Below are 24,274 nucleotides of genomic sequence, written 5' to 3' on the forward strand. Positions count from 1 at the left end.
CTATGACATTTTCCAATCGACCTCTGAATCGTGAGGATCGCTATGAGTGTATTGACGGCAACATACCGCATCGTGACACCGATGTTTATCGGCAATGCGGAGCAAAAAGCGGATAGTGTGCGACCGCCCTCGATCAAGGGCGCGTTGCGTTTCTGGTGGCGCGCGTTGAACTGGGGGCGCTTTCTCCGGGAAGACGGAACTGTGACGGTAGCCCTCAAACATTTGCATCAAAAGGAGGCTTATTTGTTTGGCAGCGCTGCCGATGAACCGGGTTCCGGACAGGGGCGGTTCTTACTCCGGGTCAGCCACCAAGCGCGCATCGCCCTGGAAACCGTCTGGCCACAAAACAATACCGGCAGTGGTTATCTGGGCTATGGACTCATGGCGACTAACGATAAACCGCACCGTGAAGGCTTAAAGGAAGGAACCGATTTCTGCCTGGAGCTACGTTTCAAACCGGGAACGCCGCCAGCGGACATCGATGCGCTAACGGCAACTTTGCGAACCTGGAGCCTCTTTGGCGGCTTGGGGAGTCGGGCGCGGCGCGGATTTGGTTCGGTGACGCTGCTGAAACTGAACGATCAGGATGAACGACTGGATCAGTCCGCCTATGAAGCAGCGGCCCGGCGCATTCTGACGACCGCCGCCGAGGTTGAAGCCTTTCCACCCTATACTGCTTTCAACCGCCACGCCCAATTCGGCATTCTGGCAAACGGTCGCGAGGCGCGCGAAACGCATAACCAGGCCGGATTACAGTACAAAAACCACCGTGGCCAGCCGAGCGCTTTGCGCGGCGCGGCCAAAATTCCCTTCGGTTTGCCGTTGCCGCTACAAGGGATTGATCTGGAAAGCCGCCGCGCCAGTCCGTTGTTTTTTCATATTCATGCTCTCCCGGATGGCGGTTTCACGGCCGCCGTGCTGTATCTGCCTGCCGAATTTCACTGTGAACCCCGTCATCAACCGGCGGATCTGGCGGGATTTTACCGTGAAGTAGCTCGCTTTGTGCCTGCAGAGGCCCAGCCATGACCGACCGTACTTTTCACTTCACGCTCGGTCCCGTGCAGGGCTTTGTGGCCCAGGCCCGGCGCACCCGCGATTTTTGGGCGGGTTCGTTCCTGTTGTCATGGCTGGCCGGCGCAGCCATGCAAACGGTGATCGTTCAAGATAGAACCATCGTCTTTCCGACCGCTGACCAAGACTATCTCGCCTGGTTACGGGGTGAAAGAAAAGGCAAACGCCCGCGTCAAGGTGGGATTCCCAACCGTTTTAAAGTCACTGTGAATGATCAGTTCCAGCCAGCGCTGGTTGAACAGGCGGTGCGCAAGGCGTGGCGGGCGGTTGCCGAGAAAGTCTGGGAAAAAGATTTAAAGCGACATTGCGAGCGCTATCCCGACAGTCGGGTGATCTGGGACCGGCAGATTAACGGTTTTTGGGAAATCGCCTGGTGCATCGGTGACGATGATTCGCTGCTGGATCGCCGCAAGAACTGGCGAACTCAGATCCCGCCCGCCGAGGCAGGCGTCAAGTGTTCGGTGATAGCCGGCTGGCAGGAGTTGTCCGGTTTGCCGGCGAAGACATTGGAGACGTTCTGGAAACCGCTACGTCAGGACTGCGGACGTGATTTCGCTGACGATGAAGCGTTATGCGCGATAGCCTTCGTCAAGCGCCGCTTTCCTCATTATTTCGAGCAGGTTGAGGCAAAAATGCCCGGTGGCTGGACGCTGCATGGTTGGTCGGTGAATCCACGCACGCCTTCGACGCTCGATCTGGCGGCGGCTCCTTGGTTGGCGCAGGCCGTCCGCCATGAGTCGGAAGCCGCGTTACTACGGTTGCATGAGGCTGCCAAGTCTTTGTTTTCCGAGGGAGACAGTGGTATTGACCGGCTGCGTTGCGTCAAGGACGCCTACCGGGAGCGCAGTGGCCTGACGCGGTTGAACAGCAGCGCACTGTTCGCTCATGTCCTCGATAACAAAAAAGAATGTCCTGACCAAACCGCCGTGCGGGAGATGAAAAAAGCGCTTAAGGCCCTGCAACGTCAGGAATCGCCAACGCCGTTTTACGCCATTTTGTTGATGGATGGCGACAGTCTGGGCGCACTGCTGCGCAATCAGGATCACCAACTGAAAATTCCAAAGGCGCTGGAGCATTTTACCCGTGCGGTTCCCGACATCGTCGACCGGTACAACGGCTTTCTGATTTACGCGGGTGGTGATGATGTGCTGGCGCTGTTGCCGTTGGAGGATGCGTTGCAATGCGCAGCGGCAGTGCGCCAAGTCTATCTCGATGCGTTCGGCGCTCAAGGCTTGCAATCCACGATCTCGGCGGCGGTGGAATACGCCCATGTCAAGATGCCGCTGACCCGAATTCTCGGCGATGCGCACAAGCTGCTGGATGAAGTCGCCAAAGACGAGCGGGGGCGCGACGCTCTTGCCGTGCGTGTGTGGAAACCGGGCGGTAAAGCGCTGGAATGGGCGATGCCGTGGGAATGGGCGCTGGACGGCGCGGAGGTAAAACTGAGTCAGTTAGCCGCACAATTTGCCCGCGACGATGCCACCGTCAAAGGCAAGGAAGCCGACCGTTTCAGCAGCAAGTTCTTCTATAAAATCCGCGAGCGCTTCGATTTGCTCAATCCACCGCGTTGCAAATCCGGGCAACCGGAAGAATCAGCCATCTTCAACGAAAGTGATGCGTTATCCCTATTGGCAGTGGATTACCTGGCATCTGGGGTCAACGAGGGTCGTGAGCCTAAGCTCAAGATCAAGGATGCTGAGGAAATCTTACGTCCCCTGTTGCAGCAGTGCCGCCCAGTGACCCGCGATCCTGAAGAACAGGATGAAAACAAGAAGTTTACGTCAAGCCAGCGGCTGGAAGTAGACGGCGCACTACTGATTCGATTTTTAGCGCATAAAGGAGTGGAACGCTCATGAACAATGGCAAGGAATGGCGGTTCGAGTCTTTGGATAGCTGGTTTTTCCGCGAGGCGCGGCCATTTAACGTCGCAACAAGCAACGAGTTGAGTAGCGTCTTTCCTCCGCCCGCCCGTGCTGTGGCAGGGGCCGTGCGCACGCTGATCGGCGAAACGCAGGGTGTGGATTGGGAACGGTTCGCACGGGACGGTGAGTATGCTGAATTAAAGCGCTGGATCGGTGCGTGTGACGATCTCGGCGATTTGAAAATCACTGGACCTTATCCGTTGTGGGAAGGAAAACGACTGTACCCCGCACCACTGCATCTGTTAGCCAAAGGATCGGAATACGTTTTTCTGCAACCGGGCGCTCCCGTCGAATGTGATTTGAGCCTGGACTCCCCTCGCTCTCTGGGAGAGGGGCCAGGGGTGAGGGCTAAAAAACTGGTACGCCTGCCAACGCTGGAAAAGTCGCTGCCCGGTGCAAAACCCCTGGAAAACGCCTGGCTGAATAGCGCTAATTTACAACAGGTTCTATGCAGCCAGTGCCCCGAAAAAATTATTCGCTCCAGCACATTGTATGACGAAGAACCCCGGCTGGGCATCGCCCGCAACAACGCCAAACGCACCGTCGCCGACGGCTTGCTGTACCAAACTCGACATCATCGACCACGTCCCGGACTCGGTATTGGCGTCACAGTAAGCGGTATTCCCTCAGAGCAGCATCCAGAACACGGCATCATTCGCTTTGGGGGCGAAGGCCGACCCAGTGCCGTAACCGTGGATAGTGCGCCGCCAAGGTTGGCGACGCCAATAGCCAATGGCCCTAACGTGCTGCTGGTGCTGTTGACGCCTGCCGATTTCGGCGGTGATGAGTGGTTGCTCCCGGGTTTCAAGCCGGACATGCAAGGCGATGTAAAGGTCTGGCGCGGGCAACTGAATGGCGTTGATTTGGTACTGCATTGCGCCGTGTTGGGCAAGGCGGTGCGCGAGGGAGGCTGGGACTTGCTCCATCAACGCCCGCGTCCGGTCAGAAGCCTGATTCCGGCGGGCAGCGTGTACTTCTGCACCGTCCAGGGCAATTACCAAGGCGCTATTGATGCGCTGCACGGTCAGCACATTGGTCACGATACCGCGCTGGGACGGGGCGAGTTGGCCATCGGCTCTTGGAAATCCTGAGAATTTTGGAGAGATGAAGAATGAACAACAATACCGCTTTACTCGGCTTGTTGGCCGAAACCTCCATCCATGCCGGTGCGGGACAAATGGCCGGGGTGATTGACCTGCCCATCCAGCGCGAGGCGCATACCGACTGGCCGGTGGTGTTCGGTTCCGCAGTCAAAGGGGCGCTGCGCACCCTGGCGGATGAGCAAAAAGCGCCGTGGCTTAACGCCGTATTTGGGCCGGAAACCGCGAATGCGTCTGACCATGCTGGCGCGCTGCTGGTCAGTGACGCCCGTTTATTGTTGCTGCCGGTGCGCTCATTGACCAGTCATTTCAAGTGGGTGACCTGTCCAGCCCTGTTAAAACGCTTTCAGACCGATATGGAGCGCCTGGGATTAGGGAATACCGCCTTTGCAGTCCCTGAAGTGACGGATCCGAACTAGTGGGCTGACACAGAAGTTTTGACAGGTAGCGGTGGGTGCCCTATGGTTGAGATCAACAGGAGGAATCACCATGGCCCACAAGTATCTGGTTGATCTAACTGAAGAGGAGCGGGAAGACCTGCTGAAGGTCATTCATAAAGGCAAGGCAGCGGCGCGCAAGGTTGCCCGTGCCCATGTGTTGCTGCAGGCTGCGGAAGGGGCGACGGATGAGGCCATTGCCCAAAGCCTTCACTTGGGGATTTCGACCGTTCATCGTACCCGTCAACGGTTTGTCGACGAAGGGTTGCTGGCGGCGTTAAGCGAGCGGCCACGAGTCGGTTTGCCCCCGGCCTTGACCGGCAAACAGGCCGCCTTTCTGGTCGCCTTGGCCTGTAGTACCCCGCCCGCTGGCCGTTGTCAGTGGACTCTCCAATTGTTAGCGGACCGCTTCATGGAACTCCGGCCCATCGAAGCCATTTCCCGTGAGAGTGTGCGGCGCATCCTTAAAAAAACGACCTCAAACCCTGGCAACGTCAAGAATGGTGTATTCCCAGTGTCAGTCCCGATTATGTTTGGCATATGGAGGATGTGTTGGACCTGTACGCCGAACCCGATGATCCTCAATACCCCCAAGTGTGCTTCGATGAAAGTCCGGTGCAATTGACCAGCGAAACCCGCTGTCCTCAACCCGCCCGCCCGGGTCAACCGGCGCGCTATGACTGTGAATACAAACGCGAAGGCACCGCCAATTTATTTCTATTCGTACAACCCTTGCGCGGGTGGCGTCATGTTAATGTCACGAAACAGCGCACCAAACGCGATTTTGCCCAGCAAATGCAGCAACTCGTTGATGTGTACTTTCCGAAGGCGGAGCGAATCCGGTTGGTCGTGGATAACCTCAATACCCACACTCCTGCGGCCTTGTATAGTGTCTTTTCTCCAGAGGAAGCCCGCCGGATCACCCGCAAGCTCGAATTTCATTACACCCCCAAGCATGGCAGTTGGCTCAATATGGCGGAATGTGAGTTCGCTGTTCTCGCCGGCCAGTGTTTGAATCGCCGCATTGCGAACCTCGAAACTTTGCGGAAGGAAATCGCCGCTTGGCAAGGCCCACGCAACCTACGTCAGACCAAAATCCACTGGCAGTTCGGCACCGACTTGGCCCGGGTCAAACTCAAGCGCCTCTATCCTCCCTTGAAATCTTCTGAAACCCCGGTGGACCTAGAAACCTCTGAACCTGTCAAAACTTCTGTGTCAGCCCACTAGGCGCTAACCTCGGAAAGTGCAGCGAATGCCCTGTTCCTGGAAGAATTCAGATTCACGGTGAAGTCCGCCGATTTGGGCGGAGTCACTACGGCGCTGGCCCGGTTGATGGGTCGGGAGGACGCCGCCGCCGCGCTGCAACGGCAACTGGTGGTCGTGAACGATGACCGGTTCAGTCACCTGGCGCGTTTCGCCACGCCGGTGAATCCGCATGTTTGCATCAACAATCAAACCAAAACCGTCAAGCCGGGGGCGCTTTGGTACGAGGAAAGCCTGCCCTCTGACACGGTGCTGTATGTGAGCTTGTATGCACAGGCGGCGCGGGTTAAGGGCGAAACCAAGACCGCCGTGGAAGTGCTCAACCACATTACGCAGGATCTGTTCGTCCGGCCCTATCTGCAACTGGGTGGCAATGAGACGGTAGGCATGGGCTGGTGCAAAGTGACGATTTGCCGGGAGGAGGGTTGAGCGATGCCTAAAAAACACCGCAAAGAACAACGGCAAACAGCACCACAAAGTAAGGTTGAAAAAAAGTCAGCGCCTCTGACACCGCCTGAGCCAACCACCCCGGCGCCAACGTCGCCACCCCTCCTTAACCAAGAAGGGGAACAAGACACTGTGCTCCCGAACGCCACCTTGCAACAACGCCGCGCGCACTTCGCTTTACAGCGGATTCGGGCGTTGGCGGACGAGTGGAAAGACGAACTAAAGAAACAAAAGGAATTCAACAGCTACGCCAGCGCCATGCCGTTCATGATCCATGCCAATGGCTTGGGGCAAACGGCAGCGTTCTATCGGCGCAAGGGGCCAGATCACACTTATTATCGGCTTTACAAGCTGCTGGGCGACTGGCTGAGTCAAACGGATCAACCGTTTTCCGGCAAGACGGATCTGCTGGAGGGCGTTACGCAATCGGATATGGATACTTATCTCGCCGCACAGACCGAGGCGATGTTGTTTCTCGATTGGGTCAAGAAGCTGGCCAGCGCGTTTCTGGCCCGTGAAGAGGAGGCGTCTGTATGAACCTGCCTCTGTATCGACTTGACGTACCACCCGTATTAGCGACGGATGGCAACCGGGGACTCTGGTACAACCGTTTTTTCAACCGGTATAACGACGATGACTGGGAAATTCCTGAAGACGGTAAACGCCAGTGGGTCAGCGAAAACGCCCAGCGCACCGGTTCGCGTGAAGTCCTGGAAGCGCAGGCGTTACGGCATTTGGCGCTGATCACCACCCTAGGCGGACGGGGCGCCGTGTTCAAAACCGACTGGCATTTCGCTACTGGTCTGGGCCTGCCGCATCCGGTCGAGAATGGCTTGACCTGGCATCACACTCTGGGCGTTCCCTACCTGGCGGGCAGTGGCGTGAAAGGATTGGTCAAGGCCTGGGTCGAGGTTTGGGATGAGTCGCTGAACAACGAGGAAAAAGCGCGGCGACTGAACGACTGGTTTGGTACGACTGAACAGGCCGGTTGCTTTCGGTTCTTCGATGCATTGCCGGTGGAACCGGTGACGCTGGCGGCTGATGTGATGACCCCGCACATGGATCAGTGGTACGAACAAGGTGGAAAGATCGGTGAGCCTTGCCAGGAGCCGCATAGGCGCATTCCTGCCGACTGGCATAGCCCGGTGCCGGTACCGTTTCTGGTGGTGAAAGAAGCCAAGTTGCTGTTTGGCGTTGCGCCGCGCTGCCCGGAATTTGCCAATGAATTGCCCCAGGTGTTTGCGGCGCTGAAACAGGCGCTGGACTGGCTGGGGGCGGGCGCTAAAACCGCAGCCGGTTATGGGCGGATGCTGGAATACGAAAGCGCCGTGACAAGCTTGCAGAAGAAAGCGGAACAAGCGGCGGCGCAGGCTGAGGAGGCAACGCTGAGTCAGGAACAGCGGGCCTTGCGGGCGCTGCAACAGCGATTCAAGGCTGACCAGGAACACAACGTCAAGGAAGCCGGTGGTGAATTGATCAACCAAACCAACCGGTTGCTTAAAGACGGCCTGGAGTGGCTGCCAGCGGATCGGGAGGCGTTGGCGAATCTGGCCGAGAAAGTATTCAGCTATGTCGGTTGGGGCAGCGGCCCGAGGAAGAAGGAACGTAAGGAAAAAATCGCGGCATTGCGGGAGTGAATTGCAATGATTTACGGGATATCCGTGCAATCCCAGGGATTGACCGCTGATATTCCTTCAAAGTGCTTGAGATTACGGGTCGCCAAGGTTGCATGGTTTGCTAACACGATGCCGGCAATCAAAGTATCCCGAATATCGACCGGCCGCCCCGCTTTTTGTCTACCGGCTGCTAGCATCGCGGTATGGAGAGCAGCATCGCTATCGAAAGACAGCACACGATTTGCCAAGTCTTCTTCCAACACACGGATAAGCGCCGCCTCCAAAGTGCGCCGCCGTCGACCATCGGCTAACAGTGACAGACCCAGGCGCGCTTCAAACAGGGTAATACTGGTTATCCAGATGGTCTCGGCAGGCTGCTGGTTCAGCCAGCGCACGACAACCGCTTCGGGCTCGTTTGCATCAATGCAGACAAGACATTGGTATCCAGGATGATCATGGAGCAAAGTCAATGGGGTAAAGGATTTGCCCATGCAATTCGGGCAGGTCATCAGTCAACCCCGATTGGGCGAAGCGGGCGGCAATGCGTGAACCCAGGCCTTTCTGAAGCGGAATCTCTTCTTTTACTGCATCGTGCAGGATGCGTTGTATTTCTTCTTCCACACTGCAGCCATGCAGAGTTGCACGCTGCCGGAGACGTATCTCAACCTCTTCTTGTAAATGGCGAATGGTGACTTGAGCCATACCTACCCCATTAATTCATAAAACCATGATGAGGGTATTCATACCACAAGAAAGAGATTGAGTCATTCGCTCAATCGCTGGATTGAAAGCCACCGACAAGCTTGTCAGGTCGGACAAGGCGCGCTGAGCGTGACAGGCTGTATCGAATATTTGGATGTTCAGGAGACAAATACCATGTTGGAAACGATGCGGGAACTGGCGTTGTTGGAATTGAATCATCGTGCTGGGGAGAATGGCTTGGGTTTAGATGAAATTCGCGCCCGGCATGGCGAGCAACTTGCGCCACTGCTGGTAGAGGCTTCGGAGAAAATTCCCCGCGTTTATTTATTACAAGCGATACCGGATCAACCGGGCGTGGTGCGCATGTGGGTTGAAGAACTCGATGATGCTAAGCGACGGCGGTTACCGTTCAATAAACCCAGTGGCTCTCAGGCAGCAGCACTGGGGCCGGTCTTCAAACGCACCAGCATATCTAAGGAAAAACCGCCCTATGGTCCGAAGCTTAAAATCCAGAACACCACTGAAAAAGGGTTCATGGCGCAGGCCGGAAGTACTGCAACATGGAGCGGCTACTTTCAGGAAGCCTGCACCGTTCTGTTTCAAAGCCAGGCATTGGTCTACGGCGATACTGCGCATCCGGTCGGTTCCGATCAGGCGGATCCGCACACGCTGGCAGCAGCAATCCGCCTGATCCCGGAAAAGGAGACCGTATTTCTTAGCGTTGTGGACGCTGCTGGACACTGGCCGGGCGATCGTGCTGAGTATCAGGCTTACCTGGCTCATGCGTTGGCAAACATCAAATATGTCACTGGCGAAGCCGCTGCACACGACCCTGCCGATTGTCCACTTTGCGGGGCGACTGGAGTCACAGTGTATCCGAACCTGCGTGGCACTGGCCTTAATTTCGCCAATATGGATCGAGCGGGCGCATTTCCAGGACTGGATACTGGCGAAGCTTGGAAGGGCTATGGCCTGTGCCTCGATTGTGCGGATTTACTCTATGTCTTCAAGAATCATCTGCTCGGTCAATTTCTCGGCAATGTAGCCGGCGATAAAGCGCTATTGATTCCCAGTCTGCTGGGTAATCCTGACGGCAAGCGCCAGTTTCTCGAAGACTGGCGGAAATATCTGAAAATTCTGGATGGCGACAAAATTGCGCAAGCAGACCCGTTACTGGACTCACACGAAAAGGATCTGTTGGAATTCATAAAAGGGCGAAATGACGCTCAAGTCGTGCTGCACATTCTCTGGGCCACCTTCGGCCAAGTGGTTGACGAAGTGCGTGGCGTGGTCAATGACATTTTGCCGTCCCGCTTGCGTCAACTGGCGAAATACAACCAACAGGCCAATGGCTGGAATCACGCGCTCGCCCCGCGCTATCCCATCGACGATGCCCGCTTTGATTTAGGTTTGAACCTGTTATTGGTCTTGCTGAAACGTCCCGGTGGCCGGAAAGCCGCCAAAGTAAATGACAGCAGCCGTTTGTTCACGGTCAAGCGGCAATTAGCCGAGGTGATTTACCACGGCTCGCTGCTAGGCACGGCGCAGATTGGATTATGGCGCGAAATCCTGACCACCGCCCGCTGGTATCTGGACGACATCGCTGAAACCGACAATACCTGGGCTTTGCTGCATGAAGGCTATAGCGAGAAAAGCGGCAAGCAAACCCGTTACTGGACGCTGGCCGGATGGGTCCGTCACTTGGCCCGCATTCTCTATTACCTGGACCTAACTGGAGTATTACCAATGGAAACGACCGATGATCTATTTGAACCCTCTCTACCGGCGCTCAAGCCGTATTTTCAGCCCGGCTCCGGCCTGAACAGCCCGGAAAAAGCGTTCACCTTCATCCTTGGCATTTTGTACGGCAAGGTGCTGCAAGTGCAGGCAGTACGGGGTGTGAATGTTGCTTCCAATGCGCTGACTTGGCTTAAGCGACTCAACATTAATGGCCGCGACCTGCCAGAACTCTATAACAAAGTCCGCGAGAAATTACTGACCTATGAAACCGAAGCCAACGCCGATGTCCGGGTGCTAATTCAAGACTTGGGTCGGCTCGGCGGTAAGCAATTGGGCAATGCCATTACGCTGGATAACACGACTACCTGCTATTTCTTATTGCTCGGCCAGTCGGTCATGGTCGATGTACTCCCTTCCAAGCCCAGGACAAACAAGGATTAATCCATGTCTACGCTCTCTTCTCGCCGGGAACCGCTATTTATCTATGACATCCGGATGGGCAATCCGAATGGTGATCCCGATGAAAACCGTCCGCGCAGCCTGCCCGATGGCCGGTTCTACGTTACTGACGTGCGACTGAAACGCTTTGCTCGCGATTATCTCGCAGCGCAGGGCCAAGAGATTCTGGTCGGCAATATTGAGGGCCGCACCACGAATCTGACCGGGCGAGTAGCACATCATCTGGAAAAAGTCGGCAAGGCCAAAGCCAATGGCGAGGAACTGGTCAACATCCTGCTGGACGCCTTCATCGATGCTCGCTGGTTTGGCTCTTCGCTGGCGTTCAAGAAACAGGATGACTGGGAGCCGAAACCGTTGCCCAAGACCCTGACCGGGGCGGTACAGTTCAACATGGGCGAGGTGCTGCATGAGGCGGAGGAAATCCAGATTCAGGGCACCTCGGTGTTTGGTAGCGATGAGGAGAAGAAGCAGGGCACTTTTACCAACTACGCGGCGTTGCGTTATGCCCTGATCGCTTTTCACGGAATCGCCAATGAACACGCCGCGAAAAAGTCACGGATGACTGACGCTGATTACGACGCATTGCTACGGGCGCTATGGAATGGCGTTCGTTCTGCCGGCAATACCCGCACCAAGATCGGCCAGGTTCCTCGCCTGCTGCTATCAGTCGAATATCAGCCGGGTGAAGAATTTCAGTTCGGCAACCTGATGGATTACGTCAAGTTGCAAGCGGCGACGGGTAAACCAGAACGTGCTTGGGCATCACCGGATGACTACCGGGTCGATCTGTCGCGGCTATTGGAGCGATTAAACGGTCAACGCGCCCGTATTGCTCAAGTACGTTATGAGTTGTCACCCGATCTGCAATTTGTTGGTGCCGGCATTCCTGGCGACTGGCGGCCGCTTGGTTTTGATCAAGCCGTGTGAGCAGGATCATGGACATCCTTAGTTTTCGCTGGTCGGCCAAATACGGTCACTTCCTGCGCGCCGAGGCCAACGTGAACGCTCTTAGTTATCCCGCGCCGCCGCGAACAGCAGTGTTGGGCATGTTGGCGGCGATTCTCGGTTTGGAAAAGGACGCGCTTGCGATTGAATTAGCCGAAATTCGGGTCGCAGTAGGCGGCGCGGTTCCCTCGCGGTTCTGGCATCGAGTCAAATTGCGTAAAGATCCGCCGACGGCATTGCCGTGGGAGGTCAAGCGCAATCAACGGGGTACGGAGAATCCCGCCCCGGAAAAGGCGACGTTGCTGAATCAGGAATGGTTGCTCAAGCCGGATTTCCGGGTGCAGATCGCCTGGCCGGAGCAACCGGCGCGTTTTGCCGAACTGGTCGAGCGGATTCGAGAGCGACGCTGGCACTTCAGCCCGTGCATGGGTCTGTCGGAATTGCTGTGCGATGTAGAGTTTGTGGCCTGCCAGACCGCCAAGCCGTTGCCAGCCGGTCGCCATATCGTGCAGGGGTTATGCCCCGCTGAGAAGGTAGGTCTGGTCGCAACCGATGGCCTTGGTGTTCATCTCCTGAGATTGCCGCATAGCGTTAGCGCCGAGCGGGTTTTCCGCCATGTTCCTTACTATCTGGAACATCGTGGACAACCGTTTCCGGTAGAAACGGACGTTGCTTGGCAAACTGGTAACTGGACGGGATTATTCCTTTGAACGACGACCTTCTGCTTTCCCACTATCAGCCGACCCTGCAACTGCGACAACATCTCGCGCAGGTGCGGGCATCAGCAGAATTTCTGCTGGCTGGCCATTCCCAACAGACCCGCGAACGACGCCCGGAAACAGCGCCGATGCTGACTGCCTTGGCGCGCGGCCACGATCTCGGCAAGGGCAGTCCCGCGTTTCAGACCTATATCCGCAATCCACTGAAATATCGTGGTGATGCTCACGCCAAAGAACATTCGGCGTTATCGGCAGCACTGGCTACGCTGTGGGCCAAATCTCAAGGTTGGGAAGCATTGCCTACGTTGGCGCTGGTCCAGGCTATTGCCGGTCATCATGCGGGATTCGCTACGCTGGATTATTTGGAGAATCGCTTACGATTGGATGAAGACGACTTGCTGCTGGAGCAATGGGCAGGGTTGAATCGGGAGGCGCTGGGACAAGCGACTGGGCTGGCGCTGGAGGGAACAGAGGGCGAATTTGAGGATGCCCGGCGCTGGTTATTTCGGCGGCAGAAAGTTGCTGAGCGATTACAGGCGCTGACTTTGGCGGAAGCGGTGCGTTTTCGATTGTGGACGCAGTTTCTCTTTTCGTTGCTGCTGGAGGCGGATAAAGCCTTTCTGGCGCTGCGTGAGGAGAAATTGCGGCGCTATTTTCAACAACCACGCCCGGTGTTACGACCGGAGTGGGTTGATAAGCGGCTCACACAATTGCCGCAGACGCCGCTGAATGCCTTACGACGACAATTGCGTCAGCGAATCGTTGATGATGCAGAGCAGGGAGAACGCTGTTGCACACTAACCTTACCCACCGGCACCGGGAAAACACTGTTAGCGGCAACTTGGGCGCTGCGTCAACGAGAACAGTTAGCAAAGGAAGGACCACCGCCGCGCATTATTATCGCGCTGCCGTTTCTGTCCATCGTCGATCAGACCGAGCAGGAATATCGTCAATTGCTGGGACTGGATCCGGCAAGCAACGCGCAATCAGATCGACTCTTGGCCAGTCACTCACTATCGCAACGTGAATACGAGTCAGAGGATCAACCCTTGGGGTCGGGCTACACACGGTTTTATCTGGATACCTGGCGAGCCGAAGTCATTGTGACCACTTTCGATCAATTATTGCTGGCGTTGTTTGCGCCACGCACTCGGCATCAGATGCGCTTTCATGCCTTGATGGACGCACTGATTATTCTGGACGAAGTGCAAACCTTGCCATGCCGATTGTGGGATGTAGTGGATCAGGCACTGCGAGGACTAACTGAAGAGGGCAATAGCCGGGTGTTGTTGATGTCCGCAACCCAACCAGCGTTATTGACTGGAGCGCACGAACTGGTGGGCGATGCGGCGCAGGTTGCTAAAATTTTTTCAGAGTTCCGACGGTACCGGCTGGTCTTGCAGCATCTTTGCCCACGAAGCCTGGACGATTTCATCGCCGGATTGTTGCCGCGTGTACTGGACTGGCAGCAGGAAGGGCGGCGAGCATTGATTACGCTGAATACTCGTGCGTCAGCCAAAGCGGTATGGAAAGCCGTCGATGAATGTTTGCCCGAGATTCCGGTGTGGTTGATTAGCGCTGATGTGACGCCTCGCGACCGGTTGGCGAAGATTGCCGCTATCAAGACTGGACAGATGGGCGTGGTGGTGTCCACGCAGACCGTGGAGGCGGGGGTCGATATCGATATGGATATAGTGATCCGTGATTTTGCACCGTTGGATGCGTTAATCCAAGTTGCTGGGCGTTGCAATCGTCATAACCACTTGGGCGAATACGGCGGACGGGTTGAGGTAACAGCACTGTGTAACGCGACTGGACGCGATTATGCCGGAATGATCTATGATCCGGTTTTGCTGGACATAACTCGTGAAGCGCTGAGTGAGCTTGCTAAAGCGGTATCTGAAGAATCGGTGCTGACCTTGAGCCAGCGCTACTTCAATTTGGTCAAGGCCCGTAAAAACACAGGTGCAGATTTGACTGAAGCGTTTGCGCGTTGGGGAGAAATGCCGGATATGCATACGTTATTACGCGGCGGAGCTGAACAGATTGCGTTTCTGGTATTGGCTGAAGGCGAGGAATGGTTACGTGAACGGATGGAACAGGCATTAGCGGTCGCTGATCGCTGGGAACGGCGTGAATCGTTACGAGCGTTGGCCGCAGATATCCAGAAGCGGACAGTGAGTGTCTATGCAAAACGTGGCTTTCACCCAGAGGATTATGCTGAACCGCTCGGGCCATTTTGGTTATTGCGTCCTGGTTATTACGACTCCGAAAGCGGGTTGGATTTGCGGCTTGATGAGGAGGATCCCGCAACATGCATCTTTTAAAGAGAATCCCCTGCGCCCAGGTTGAGTTGTGCTGGGACCGCGAACTGAAAGGGGGAGCAGAAGGGCGCGTTCGGCAGTTACGCGGCGTGCTGGCGACGGCTTTTGCGGATGATCTGTTTCATCAGCATGATCCGGTGAGTGGCAAGCCCTTGTATCGCTATCCGCTGGTGCAGTATCGCTGGAAAGCGGGGCATGGGCTGGTGATGGGTTGGGGCGAAGCGGCCGGGCGCTTGTTGGCGTTGCCCTGGCTGGATCTCGAACTGCAATTCGGCGAGGAGACTACTTTGGTGAGCGATGCTGCGCTGACCTTACATCAGGGTCGGTTCGGGGTTAGCGAGCGACTGCTCCACTATCGGTTAGTCACGCCGACGCTGTTGCTGAACTCGGAAAACTACCGTCGCTATCAGAGCTTGGACGATGCGGGGAAACAGAAAGAGCGTGATCGGTTATTGGTCTCGAATCTGTTGACCGCGTTGCGGGGCTTGGATGTCGTGTTTCCGGAACGGCTCTATGCGACCTTTACCGACATGCGCGAACGCACCTGTCATTACAAGGGGCAGGAATTGCTGGGTTTCAGCGGGCATATGACTTGTAATGTGGCACTGCCGGATGGTTTTGCCTTCGGTCATGCCGTCAGTCATGGATTTGGGTGGCTGATGGCCGGGTAAATGCCTGATTCGTTCTTTAACAATTTGCTGAGCAGTACCTTTGGTGAGACCTCTTATTGAAGATTAAAGGGGATTCTCATGCGATAGAAACCAAAATAAATCAGGAGGGAAAAATGGACTTGATACTGACAACCTTTGGAACGTATCTCCATCGCCAAGGTGAAATGTTCCTGATCAAAGTCAAGGAACAGAAACAAGAAGTTTCTTCGAGAAAAGTGCGCTCGATTGTGATTACCACGGGAGCGAGTCTTTCGACGGATGCAATTCAATTGGCCATCGAGAAAAATATCGACATTGTGTTTCTGGATGCAGTGGGGCACCCGTATGGACGGGTCTGGCATGGACGGCCAGGGTCAACGACGGCGATTCGCCGGGAGCAGTTGCGGTTGGCAGACACGGAAAAAGGTCTGCGGCTGGCGCTGGGTTGGTTGTTGCGCAAGCTGGATAATCAGGTTGAATTTCTGCGCGAAGCGCGACAACGGCGGAGTCGCCTGTCTGCCGCTCTGACCGAGAAAATTAATGCGCTACTGGATCTGCGCCGGTCGCTGGAAGACGTGAGCGGGGAGCTGGAAACGGTGCGTGGTACGATTATGGGGTTTGAAGGGCGGGCTGGCCGCACTTATTGGGAAGCTGTCAATTTGTTGTTGCCGGAAAATTTTCAGTTTAAGGAGCGATCCCGGAATCCGGCAAAAGATGAGTTCAATTGCCTGCTGAATTATAGCTATGGGGTACTGTATGGCACGGTTGAACGCGCGTGCATTCTGGCGGGACTCGATCCGTATGTCGGTTTTATTCATACGGATCATTATCAGAAAAAATCGCTGGTTTTTGATTTGATTGAGTGTTATCGCGTGTGGGCGGATGAAACAGTGGTCGGGTTGTTCGCGGCGCGCAAGGTTAAACAGGATATGTTCGATTCATTGCAAAATGGCTTGACGCTGAATAAGGAAGGCAAGGCGGTGTTGATGACACAGTTTGGTGAATATCTTGATGAAGGGATTCGCTATCGAAATCGGAATATCAAGCGCCGGGATACGGTGCAACTGGACTGTCATCGCATGGCGAATGCGTGGATTGGGAGAGTGATGAGCGATGAAGACGACCGAGACGCTAGTGTGGATCCTGTATGACATCGTAGAGAACAGACCACGCAGCAAAATTGCAAAGCTGTGTAAGGAAGCCGGATTGTATCGCGTACAGAAGTCGGTATTTTTGGGAACGATTGAGCGCAATCGCCTGGATGAATTGCGCTTGGCGATTGAAGAGTGGTCTAATGACCAAGTCGATTCAGTGTACATCTTTCCGATGTGTGAACCGGATTTTAAGAAAGTCATTCTTCTCGGTCAGGCATTTGACAAAAAACTGGTCACTGATGAAGTAAGAGCATTGTTTTTATGAGCGAGGGTGCTTTTGATAATGAACGTACTCCGATGATCACGCCATCGGAGGTGCTTGAGCATGTTTATTGTCCGCGCTTTACCTGGTTTATGAATGTGCAGAATATTCCGCAATATGAAGAAACCCGGTTTAAGGTACTCAAGGGACGGGAGGTGCATCGGCGGCGGGCGACCGAAAATCGCGATTATCTGCGGCGAAAGATCGGCGCAGTGAAGCGCGAGATTGAAGTGTATCTGGCATCTCCGGCCTTGCGGTTGCGGGGTATTGTAGATGAGGTGCTGTGGCTGAAAGATGGAACCCTGGCGCCTTTGGATTATAAGTACACTGAGGCGCGAGACACGGTATTCAAAACGCATGAAACCCAGATTGTGATGTATGCGATGCTGATTCAAGAGGTCTATCAGCAACCGGTGACGCGCGGTTTCGTGGCTTATGTGCGGGATGGTAGCCAGTTGTTAGAGGTGGCCGTGACCGAGGAGCGCATGGCGAAGGTGCATTTGATCGTTAAGCAAATTTTCGACATAATTGCCACCGGTCGATTGCCGCAGCGAACCGCTCACCGCATCCGCTGCGAAGACTGTTGCTATAAAAATATTTGCGTCTAACAGACGGGTCTCTATAACGTATTGATTATTTGATTTGATTTTTCGAATTTTCAATGCAAGGACTTGAAAAAAATGACCAAAACGAAGGTAATGGAGGTGGAAAAATTGCGAAAAACAACTCAGATCACTGGGCCTTATGACACTGATCTGCAAAATCTTTTCCTGAAAATGCGGCCTTAATGGCTAATCCAGAACAACAAGGATTGAAACAACTGACCAAAGCGGTCAATGACTACAAGACGAAGGCCTTAATGGCTAATCCAGAACAACAAGGATTGAAACGTAAACTCATCGGGCTCTACGAAAAGAAAACCGCTGGGCCTTAATGGCTAATCCAGAACAACAAGGATTGAAACTACTGCGCAAGGGGCGCATCGCCGATGCGCGTATCGCGCCTTAATGGCTAATCCAGAACAACAAGGATTGAAACTTTAAGCCGATGATCCCACTGATATCGATGGACGTGGCCTTAATGGCTAATCCAGAACAACAAGGATTGAAACGTGTCAGGGATCGAGGTCTCTTGCAGCCCGGTGGGGAGCCTTAATGGCTAATCCAGAACAACAAGGATTGAAACATGGATATCGATTTGTGAACGCTGAGGTTCCTTCGCCTTAATGGCTAATCCAGAACAACAAGGATTGAAACGAAAGTCCGGGGCCAGCGTGGGCGCAATCACCAGCGGCCTTAATGGCTAATCCAGAACAACAAGGATTGAAACCCTTGACCTGCTCTTGCGCCAGCAGAGCATCCAGCGGGGCCTTAATGGCTAATCCAGAACAACAAGGATTGAAACATCGATTATCCACCATGTGGGGGCAAATTGTTCGCGTGCCTTAATGGCTAATCCAGAACAACAAGGATTGAAACCAATTGCAGGGGAATCAACGCGAATTGCTGGCGATGCCTTAATGGCTAATCCAGAACAACAAGGATTGAAACTATTAAAGTCCTCCAGCCAGACCGTAGTCTCTTGCGGGCCTTAATGGCTAATCCAGAACAACAAGGATTGAAACATTTTTAGTGTCGCCCCCAACGTGGGCGTGGGCGTGGGCGGCCTTAATGGCTAATCCAGAACAACAAGGATTGAAACTTTGTACGGACTTTGGCGCGAAATCGCCTGTCGCATCGCCTTAATGGCTAATCCAGAACAACAAGGATTGAAACACCCGACCGCAGGCGTGAACAGCAACTCGGCGTCCAGCCTTAATGGCTAATCCAGAACAACAAGGATTGAAACTCCTGCTGCAATTGTATCTACGGAGCCAACGCATTGCCTTAATGGCTAATCCAGAACAACAAGGATTGAAACGCCAGTGGAAAGTCGATGCCGATTTGACGCCTGCCGCCTTAATGGCTAATCCAGAACAACAAGGATTGAAACGCTTCCATGAGCGCCAAATGCGCCAAAACCGTGCTGGCCTTAATGGCTAATCCAGAACAACAAGGATTGAAACGTGAGGGTCTGGAGTTCGGCAATGGGCAGGGCGTCTTGCCTTAATGGCTAATCCAGAACAACAAGGATTGAAACTCCACGGCATTGAGTAGTTCGCGTTCTTGAAAAGCTGCCTTAATGGCTAATCCAGAACAACAAGGATTGAAACGAAAATAAGCTGATGGCCCGCTTGATTGAGGAAATGCCTTAATGGCTAATCCAGAACAACAAGGATTGAAACAGTTGCTGGCGCAAGAGTTGCGCTTTTTCATCCGCTGCCTTAATGGCTAATCCAGAACAACAAGGATTGAAACGGTTAAGACCGGCGTCAGCACCTTGCCGACCGTCTGCCTTAATGGCTAATCCAGAACAACAAGGATTGAAACTTGACCACGACCAGGGACTGCGGCCCAATCTCTTGTGCCTTAATGGCTAATCCAGAACAACAAGGATTGAAACCTGTGTAGAGCGCTTGCAATACGATCTTCGATTTTGGCCTTAATGGCTAATCCAGAACAACAAGGATTGAAACGCGTCGCTGCTAATGCCAGTCCCACCGGTGGATTTGGCCTTAATGGCTAATCCAGAACAACAAGGATTGAAACCGTTAGTTCCCGCGCCAGTCGATGGCGCTTGATGATTGCCTTAATGGCTAATCCAGAACAACAAGGATTGAAACTAAGCAGTCATAGACTGAACATCAACCCAAGTTCCAGGCCTTAATGGCTAATCCAGAACAACAAGGATTGAAACTTGTTTACGCTCACAGAGGGAGACGGAGTTGTGATTGCCTTAATGGCTAATCCAGAACAACAAGGATTGAAACTATGTGATCGTAGGATAAGCCAATGCTACTTGATTTGCCTTAATGGCTAATCCAGAACAACAAGGATTGAAACCTGGCTGACCTTCTCGGTCACCGTGCCAACAAGTTTGCCTTAATGGCTAATCCAGAACAACAAGGATTGAAACATGCCACGCGCGGCTGCTTTCAGGCGTTGCGGGTTGCCTTAATGGCTAATCCAGAACAACAAGGATTGAAACTTCAGGTAGAGTGTCTCGCGGCCACGCCGCGCAAGGGGCCTTAATGGCTAATCCAGAACAACAAGGATTGAAACCGCGAGAAGTACGGTGAGGCCGCGATGGCAGCGCTGCCTTAATGGCTAATCCAGAACAACAAGGATTGAAACTAGCGATCGCTGTATTCCAGATGATTGGCGGCGAAGGGCCTTAATGGCTAATCCAGAACAACAAGGATTGAAACGGTTGGCCCGATCCACGGTTGCCGCAAGTTTCCGAGCCTTAATGGCTAATCCAGAACAACAAGGATTGAAACATTTTATAAAGTGACACTTACCAAAGCCGCAAAACCGCCTTAATGGCTAATCCAGAACAACAAGGATTGAAACCTTCAATTGCTGGTGTCGGCAAAGGACGAAGCCAGCGCCTTAATGGCTAATCCAGAACAACAAGGATTGAAACCCCATCCTGATTGAGCGTCATCGTGATGCTTTTTGCGCGCCTTAATGGCTAATCCAGAACAACAAGGATTGTACCCGTTCACACCCCCTGCATAACGGGAGTGGGTAGAGAGGCCAAGGGGCGTCCGGCGCGGCGATCGGCAATGGCGTCACGCAGGTAGGGCCATAGGGAATGACCCCGCTGTCGACAGGTCGTGATGACACTGGCCAACACGGTGAAGGTGCGCGAACCGGTCGGGGTGCGGGTGCCGTGGCTGATTTTGCGCAGAATCACCCAGTGACGCAGCGCCCGTTCCGCCTCGTTGTTGGTCAGAGGCAACGTAGGATGGTGCAGGACCTGGAAGATCACGTCCCAATTGTGAACTTGCGGCAATATGGAGCCATTTCAATTGCGGCGTAATGGAGCCATTTCAATTGCGGCGTAATGGAGCCATTTCAATTGCGGCGTAATGGAGCCAATGGATTTTCGGTATCCAGGAGCCACTGCGTTGCTGTTTGAGGGGTTCGAACTTTCGTGAACCGGCTATCCTCCCGGCTTTTTTGTCGGGAGATCGCCATGAGTAACCGGAGGTTCGAATGTACCAATATCGACAAGTCTTGGTGCGGATGCGCCAGGGGGATTCGGATCGGGCGATCGCCCGATCGCGACTCATGGGGCGCAAGAAGGTCGCCCAGCTGCGCGCCCTGGCCCAAGAGCGAGGTTGGTTGGCGCCCGCTGCGGCCTTACCCGAAGATGCCATGCTGGCGACCTTATTCCCACGCCGGGAAGGGTTACCGAGTCAGTGCGTGTCCAGCCTGGAACCGTGGCGCGCGCAGATCATGGCCTGGCGAGAGGAAGGCATCCAGGGCACGACCATCCATACGGCCCTGGTCCGCCGCTACGGTTACACGGGGAGTTACTCCGCCGTCCATCGGTTCCTCAAGTCGTTGCCGTCGGCGGCGCCGGACGTGCCCCTGCGGCTGCGTTTCAAGCCCGGCGAGGCCGCCCAAGTGGATTTCGGCGTGGGGCCGGTGATCACCGATGTTCGCACCGGTGAGACGTTCAAGACCTGGGTGTTCGTGATGACGTTGTGTTGGTCGCGTCATCAGTACGCGGAAGTGGTGCGTAACCAAAACATCGCGACCTGGCTGGCCTGCCATCGCCACGCTTTCGAGGCGTTCGGCGGGGTGGTCGGGCGGGTGATCATCGACAACCCCAAGTGCGCCATCACCAAAGCCGGTCTCTACGATCCACAAGTCCAGCGGAGCTATGCCGATTGCGCCGAGGGGTATGCGTTCCGGATTGAACCGTGTCTACCCCGGGATCCACAAAAAAAGGGCATCGTTGAGGCCGGCGTCAAATACCTCAAGGGCGCCTTCCTACCGTTGCGCGAGTTCCGTAGTCTGGCCGACGCCAACCGGCAACTGGCCGACTGGGTGCGGGACGAAGCCGGTCAGCGTTGCCATGGCACGACGCGGGAACCACCGCTGGCGCAGTTTCTGGAAACCGAACGCGCGTTGTTGCAGCCGCTGCCGGCCACCCCGCCGGTGCTGGCGGTGTGGGCGAAAGTGAAAGTCCATCGGGACGCCCACGTCCAGTTTGCGCAGTGCTTGTACTCCGTGCCTTTCCGGTTGGTCGGCCAGACCCTCTGGCTCAAGGCCAGCGACACGCTGATCCGGCTCTACCAGGATCATGAACCGGTGGCCTGCCATCCGCGCCAGACCCGACCGGGTGATCGGGTGACTCTCCCGGATCATCTGCCCCCCGAGGCGTTGGCCTGGAGCCTCCACGATACCCAATGGTGCCTCCAGCAAGCGGAACGCATCGGTCCGAGTTGTCATACGCTCCTCCACACGCTGTTCGCGGATCGGGTGTTGGTCCATCTGCGTGCCGCCCAGGGTCTCCTCCGTCTGGAGCAATTCTACGGCGCCCCGCGCCTGGAGGCGGCCTGCGCGCGCGCCCTGGACGCGGGCAGCCCCCGTTATCGCACCGTGAAGACCATTCTGGCCAAAAACCTGGAGCAGGAACCGGCACTCGACGTGGCCACGCCACTCCCGGCGACCTACACCCAGGGCGGTCGGTTCTGCCGCAATCCCCAGACGGCGCTGCATTGAGGTTCTGTACCATGACCACCCTGCCCGAACTGAGCGGCCTGCTCAAATCCCTGCGCCTCTCCGGCATCCTCGATTCCCTGGAGGTGCGCAACCAGGAAGCCATTGATCGTCATCTGGCCTACACCGACTGCCTCGGTCTCTTGCTCCAGGACGAAGTGGCGCGCCGTGACCAGAAGAAACGGGCCCAACGCCTGCGCCGCGCCCATTTTCGCAGTCAGAAGAGCCTGGAATGTTTCGATTTTGACCGCCTGCCCACGTTGAATCGCGCCCTGGTTCACGATCTGGCCACCGGGCGCTTCATCGCCGAAAAGGTCGCCGTCCTCATTGTGGGACCTTGCGGTACGGGGAAAACCCAACCAACTGACTACCCCGATCGGTAGCAGCATTTCTTCCGAACCCACCGTCACGGTCATCGATCCTCGCCATCCGTTGTGCGGACGGACGCTGCCGCTGATTGGGATCACCCACAAACCGTACCTTGGTCGCTGTTGCGGGGTATGGCTGCGCCCGGCGGTCGAGCGCTGGGTACCGATCTCGGCCACCACGCTGGCCTTCAACCCGCACGAGTTAAGCCCGACGCCGTTGTCCATCGAAGCAATTCAACAATTGCTTCAGGTGTTCGAGGGGGTCGGCCATGCCACGAGAACCCGTTCCCACCCAGGAGCTTCTGCCGGAGGATTGCCATCTGGCGCCATGGGGTCCCCTGGCGCCCTGCCAGGTTTGGACCCGGCTGACGCCACCGCAACAACAGCAAGTTCGCCAACTGCTGGTGAATGTGTGCCAGCAGTGGCTGATGAGGCGCCCGGGCGGCGCGGTCGGAGGGCAGTCCGATGCTGACCTCATCTAACGGGCTACACCGACCGACCAAAATCACTCCCCACCATCTGGAGCGCCGGGCCATGGTGTACATTCGCCAGTCCAGCGCCAAACAGGTGCGGGATCATGTCGGCAGCCAAATCAACCAGCGCGTGCGTATTTCACTGATGCCGGCCATCCATTTCACGGGATGACGGCCGGCGAGTTCAGTCGAAGGCGGCAGCGTATTTCACTCGGTCGGAGCGCAGCGACGCAGTGGATGAGTGTTTACTGTTCCGTGATGGAGTTCGTCAAGGGGGTTTTACGTTTTCGTAAGGATTCTCCGGTCAGGTTGAGGGTGTAGGCGTTATGGACGAGCCGATCGAGGAGGGCATCAGCCAGAGTGGGTTCGTCCAGATAGGCGTGCCAGCTTGCCACGGGCAACTGGCTGGTCACGAGGGTGGATTGACGGTGATGCCGGTCATCGAGGATTTCCAGAAGATCACGGCGGCCCTCGCTGGTGAGCGGTGTTAAGCCCCAGTCATCGATGACCAACACGTGTGCTTTAGCGTACTCGCGTAGCAGCTTGGGATAGCGGCCATCGGCGCGGGCCAACGCCAGTTCAGGGAGCAAGCGGGGCAAACGGACATAGCGCGCGGTATAGCCCAGACGACACGCATGCTGAGCCAAGGCACAAGCAATCCATGTTTTCCCCACGCCGGTGGGGCCGGTAATCAGGCAGTTGAGATGCTCCACAAGCCAGCGTTCACCGAGCAGATGCTGGATGAGGGTTTTATCCAGGCCCCGGGGATGTTGGTAATCCAGGTCTTCCCGGCAGGCTTGCTGGGGCAAACGGGCTTGCTGTAAGCGGTACTGGAGGCGACGATTCGCGCGTTCGGTCAGTTCGCGATCAACCAGGAGACTCAAGCGATCCGTAAAGCTGAGCTGATCGCTATCGGGCATCTGGAGTTGCTCGTGCAAGGCCTGACGCATGCCGCTGAGTTTCAAGGTGTGCAGTTGATCGAGAAGGGGTTGTTTCAGCATGGCGGA

At 55.4% G+C, this 24,274-nt stretch carries 21 protein-coding genes, 3 pseudogenes and 1 CRISPR repeat array; of the genes and pseudogenes, 20 read left to right on the forward strand and 4 right to left on the reverse strand.

All coding sequences use genetic code 11. The features are described 5' to 3' along the window. The first annotated feature begins 42 nt into the window (after positions 1 to 42). The 8 genes and pseudogenes from cmr1 to cmr6 all read left to right on the forward strand — a co-directional run bounded on the left by cmr1 (position 43) and on the right by cmr6 (position 7,877). On the forward strand, positions 43 to 1,026 hold the full coding sequence (cmr1, locus tag H6973_10005; protein MCP5125949.1) for a type III-B CRISPR module RAMP protein Cmr1: 984 nt from the start codon (positions 43 to 45) through the stop codon (positions 1,024 to 1,026). Next, a complete protein-coding gene (cas10, locus tag H6973_10010; protein ID MCP5125950.1) occupies positions 1,023 to 2,927 on the forward strand; it encodes a type III-B CRISPR-associated protein Cas10/Cmr2 in 1,905 nt (634 codons plus the stop codon). Before cmr1 ends, cas10 begins: the two co-directional genes overlap by 4 nt. Next, positions 2,924 to 4,084 carry a hypothetical protein gene (locus tag H6973_10015; protein MCP5125951.1) on the forward strand — a complete coding sequence of 387 codons (1,161 nt, stop codon included), beginning with the start codon at positions 2,924 to 2,926 and terminating at the stop codon, positions 4,082 to 4,084. Before cas10 ends, H6973_10015 begins: the two co-directional genes overlap by 4 nt. 20 nt (positions 4,085 to 4,104) lie before the next feature. Then, a pseudogene (gene cmr4, locus H6973_10020) lies at positions 4,105 to 4,491 on the forward strand (type III-B CRISPR module RAMP protein Cmr4). A gap of 91 nt (positions 4,492 to 4,582) precedes the next feature. Beyond that, positions 4,583 to 5,757 (forward strand): annotated as a pseudogene (locus H6973_10025) (IS630 family transposase). A gap of 105 nt (positions 5,758 to 5,862) precedes the next feature. Beyond that, positions 5,863 to 6,222 (forward strand): hypothetical protein, encoded by a 360-nt coding sequence (locus H6973_10030; GenBank protein MCP5125952.1) that lies wholly within the window; start codon positions 5,863 to 5,865, stop codon positions 6,220 to 6,222. A 3-nt stretch (positions 6,223 to 6,225) separates the two neighbouring features. After that, entirely contained in the window at positions 6,226 to 6,777 is a 552-nt protein-coding gene (gene cmr5 / locus H6973_10035) for a type III-B CRISPR module-associated protein Cmr5 (GenBank protein MCP5125953.1), read from the forward strand. Then, on the forward strand, positions 6,774 to 7,877 hold the full coding sequence (cmr6, locus tag H6973_10040; protein MCP5125954.1) for a type III-B CRISPR module RAMP protein Cmr6: 1,104 nt from the start codon (positions 6,774 to 6,776) through the stop codon (positions 7,875 to 7,877). Before cmr5 ends, cmr6 begins: the two co-directional genes overlap by 4 nt. An 11-nt stretch (positions 7,878 to 7,888) precedes the next feature. Here the strand turns inward: cmr6 and H6973_10045 are convergent. Then, a pseudogene (locus tag H6973_10045) lies at positions 7,889 to 8,313 on the reverse strand (type II toxin-antitoxin system VapC family toxin). After that, positions 8,310 to 8,558, reverse strand: coding sequence for a toxin-antitoxin system (locus H6973_10050; protein MCP5125955.1), 249 nt, complete (start codon positions 8,556 to 8,558; stop codon positions 8,310 to 8,312). Before H6973_10050 ends, H6973_10045 begins: the two are co-directional and overlap by 4 nt. Positions 8,559 to 8,732: 174 nt before the next feature. On the opposite strand from H6973_10050, the gene H6973_10055 reads away from it, so the two are divergent. The 8 genes from H6973_10055 (at position 8,733) to cas4 (ending at position 17,419) form a co-directional block, all read left to right on the forward strand. Further along, the gene (locus H6973_10055; GenBank protein MCP5125956.1) at positions 8,733 to 10,739 is read left to right on the forward strand and encodes a CRISPR-associated protein; all 2,007 of its coding nucleotides are present in this window, start codon (positions 8,733 to 8,735) and stop codon (positions 10,737 to 10,739) included. Positions 10,740 to 10,742: 3 nt separating this feature from the next. After that, positions 10,743 to 11,684, forward strand: coding sequence for a type I-B CRISPR-associated protein Cas7/Csh2 (gene cas7b / locus H6973_10060; protein MCP5125957.1), 942 nt, complete (start codon positions 10,743 to 10,745; stop codon positions 11,682 to 11,684). A gap of 8 nt (positions 11,685 to 11,692) precedes the next feature. Further along, the gene (gene cas5, locus H6973_10065) at positions 11,693 to 12,412 is read left to right on the forward strand and encodes a CRISPR-associated protein Cas5 (protein MCP5125958.1); all 720 of its coding nucleotides are present in this window, start codon (positions 11,693 to 11,695) and stop codon (positions 12,410 to 12,412) included. Continuing rightward, the gene (cas3, locus tag H6973_10070; GenBank protein MCP5125959.1) at positions 12,409 to 14,748 is read left to right on the forward strand and encodes a CRISPR-associated helicase Cas3'; all 2,340 of its coding nucleotides are present in this window, start codon (positions 12,409 to 12,411) and stop codon (positions 14,746 to 14,748) included. The genes cas5 and cas3 overlap by 4 nt, the downstream gene beginning before the upstream one ends. Continuing rightward, entirely contained in the window at positions 14,736 to 15,416 is a 681-nt protein-coding gene (locus H6973_10075) for a hypothetical protein (GenBank protein MCP5125960.1), read from the forward strand. Before cas3 ends, H6973_10075 begins: the two co-directional genes overlap by 13 nt. A gap of 113 nt (positions 15,417 to 15,529) precedes the next feature. Beyond that, positions 15,530 to 16,546 (forward strand): CRISPR-associated endonuclease Cas1, encoded by a 1,017-nt coding sequence (gene cas1, locus H6973_10080; GenBank protein ID MCP5125961.1) that lies wholly within the window; start codon positions 15,530 to 15,532, stop codon positions 16,544 to 16,546. Continuing rightward, entirely contained in the window at positions 16,509 to 16,814 is a 306-nt protein-coding gene (cas2, locus tag H6973_10085) for a CRISPR-associated endonuclease Cas2 (protein ID MCP5125962.1), read from the forward strand. The genes cas1 and cas2 overlap by 38 nt, the downstream gene beginning before the upstream one ends. Continuing rightward, on the forward strand, positions 16,811 to 17,419 hold the full coding sequence (gene cas4 / locus H6973_10090) for a CRISPR-associated protein Cas4 (protein MCP5125963.1): 609 nt from the start codon (positions 16,811 to 16,813) through the stop codon (positions 17,417 to 17,419). Before cas2 ends, cas4 begins: the two co-directional genes overlap by 4 nt. Before the next feature lie 173 nt (positions 17,420 to 17,592). Continuing rightward, positions 17,593 to 20,411: a CRISPR direct-repeat array (repeat unit 37 nt; unit sequence GCCTTAATGGCTAATCCAGAACAACAAGGATTGAAAC). Between the two features lie 3 nt (positions 20,412 to 20,414). On the opposite strand, the gene H6973_10095 is transcribed toward cas4, so the two are convergent. Next, complete coding sequence (locus H6973_10095) at positions 20,415 to 20,708, reverse strand: transposase (GenBank protein ID MCP5125964.1); 294 nt, start codon at positions 20,706 to 20,708, stop codon at positions 20,415 to 20,417. A 203-nt stretch (positions 20,709 to 20,911) separates the two neighbouring features. Between H6973_10095 and H6973_10100 the strand changes: the two genes are divergently transcribed. The 4 genes from H6973_10100 (at position 20,912) to H6973_10115 (ending at position 23,439) form a co-directional block, all read left to right on the forward strand. Continuing rightward, the gene (locus tag H6973_10100; protein MCP5125965.1) at positions 20,912 to 22,429 is read left to right on the forward strand and encodes an IS21 family transposase; all 1,518 of its coding nucleotides are present in this window, start codon (positions 20,912 to 20,914) and stop codon (positions 22,427 to 22,429) included. Between the two features lie 11 nt (positions 22,430 to 22,440). Next, positions 22,441 to 22,809 (forward strand): ATP-binding protein, encoded by a 369-nt coding sequence (locus tag H6973_10105; protein ID MCP5125966.1) that lies wholly within the window; start codon positions 22,441 to 22,443, stop codon positions 22,807 to 22,809. A 254-nt stretch (positions 22,810 to 23,063) separates the two neighbouring features. After that, positions 23,064 to 23,276 (forward strand): hypothetical protein, encoded by a 213-nt coding sequence (locus H6973_10110; protein ID MCP5125967.1) that lies wholly within the window; start codon positions 23,064 to 23,066, stop codon positions 23,274 to 23,276. Further along, positions 23,260 to 23,439, forward strand: a complete 180-nt coding sequence (locus tag H6973_10115; protein MCP5125968.1) for a hypothetical protein — start codon at positions 23,260 to 23,262, stop codon at positions 23,437 to 23,439. Before H6973_10110 ends, H6973_10115 begins: the two co-directional genes overlap by 17 nt. 73 nt (positions 23,440 to 23,512) lie before the next feature. On the opposite strand, the gene H6973_10120 is transcribed toward H6973_10115, so the two are convergent. After that, entirely contained in the window at positions 23,513 to 24,268 is a 756-nt protein-coding gene (locus H6973_10120; GenBank protein ID MCP5125969.1) for an ATP-binding protein, read from the reverse strand. Positions 24,269 to 24,274 lie beyond the last annotated feature (6 nt).

The organism is Gammaproteobacteria bacterium (assembly GCA_024235095.1).
GTDB lineage: Bacteria > Pseudomonadota > Gammaproteobacteria > Competibacterales > Competibacteraceae > UBA2383.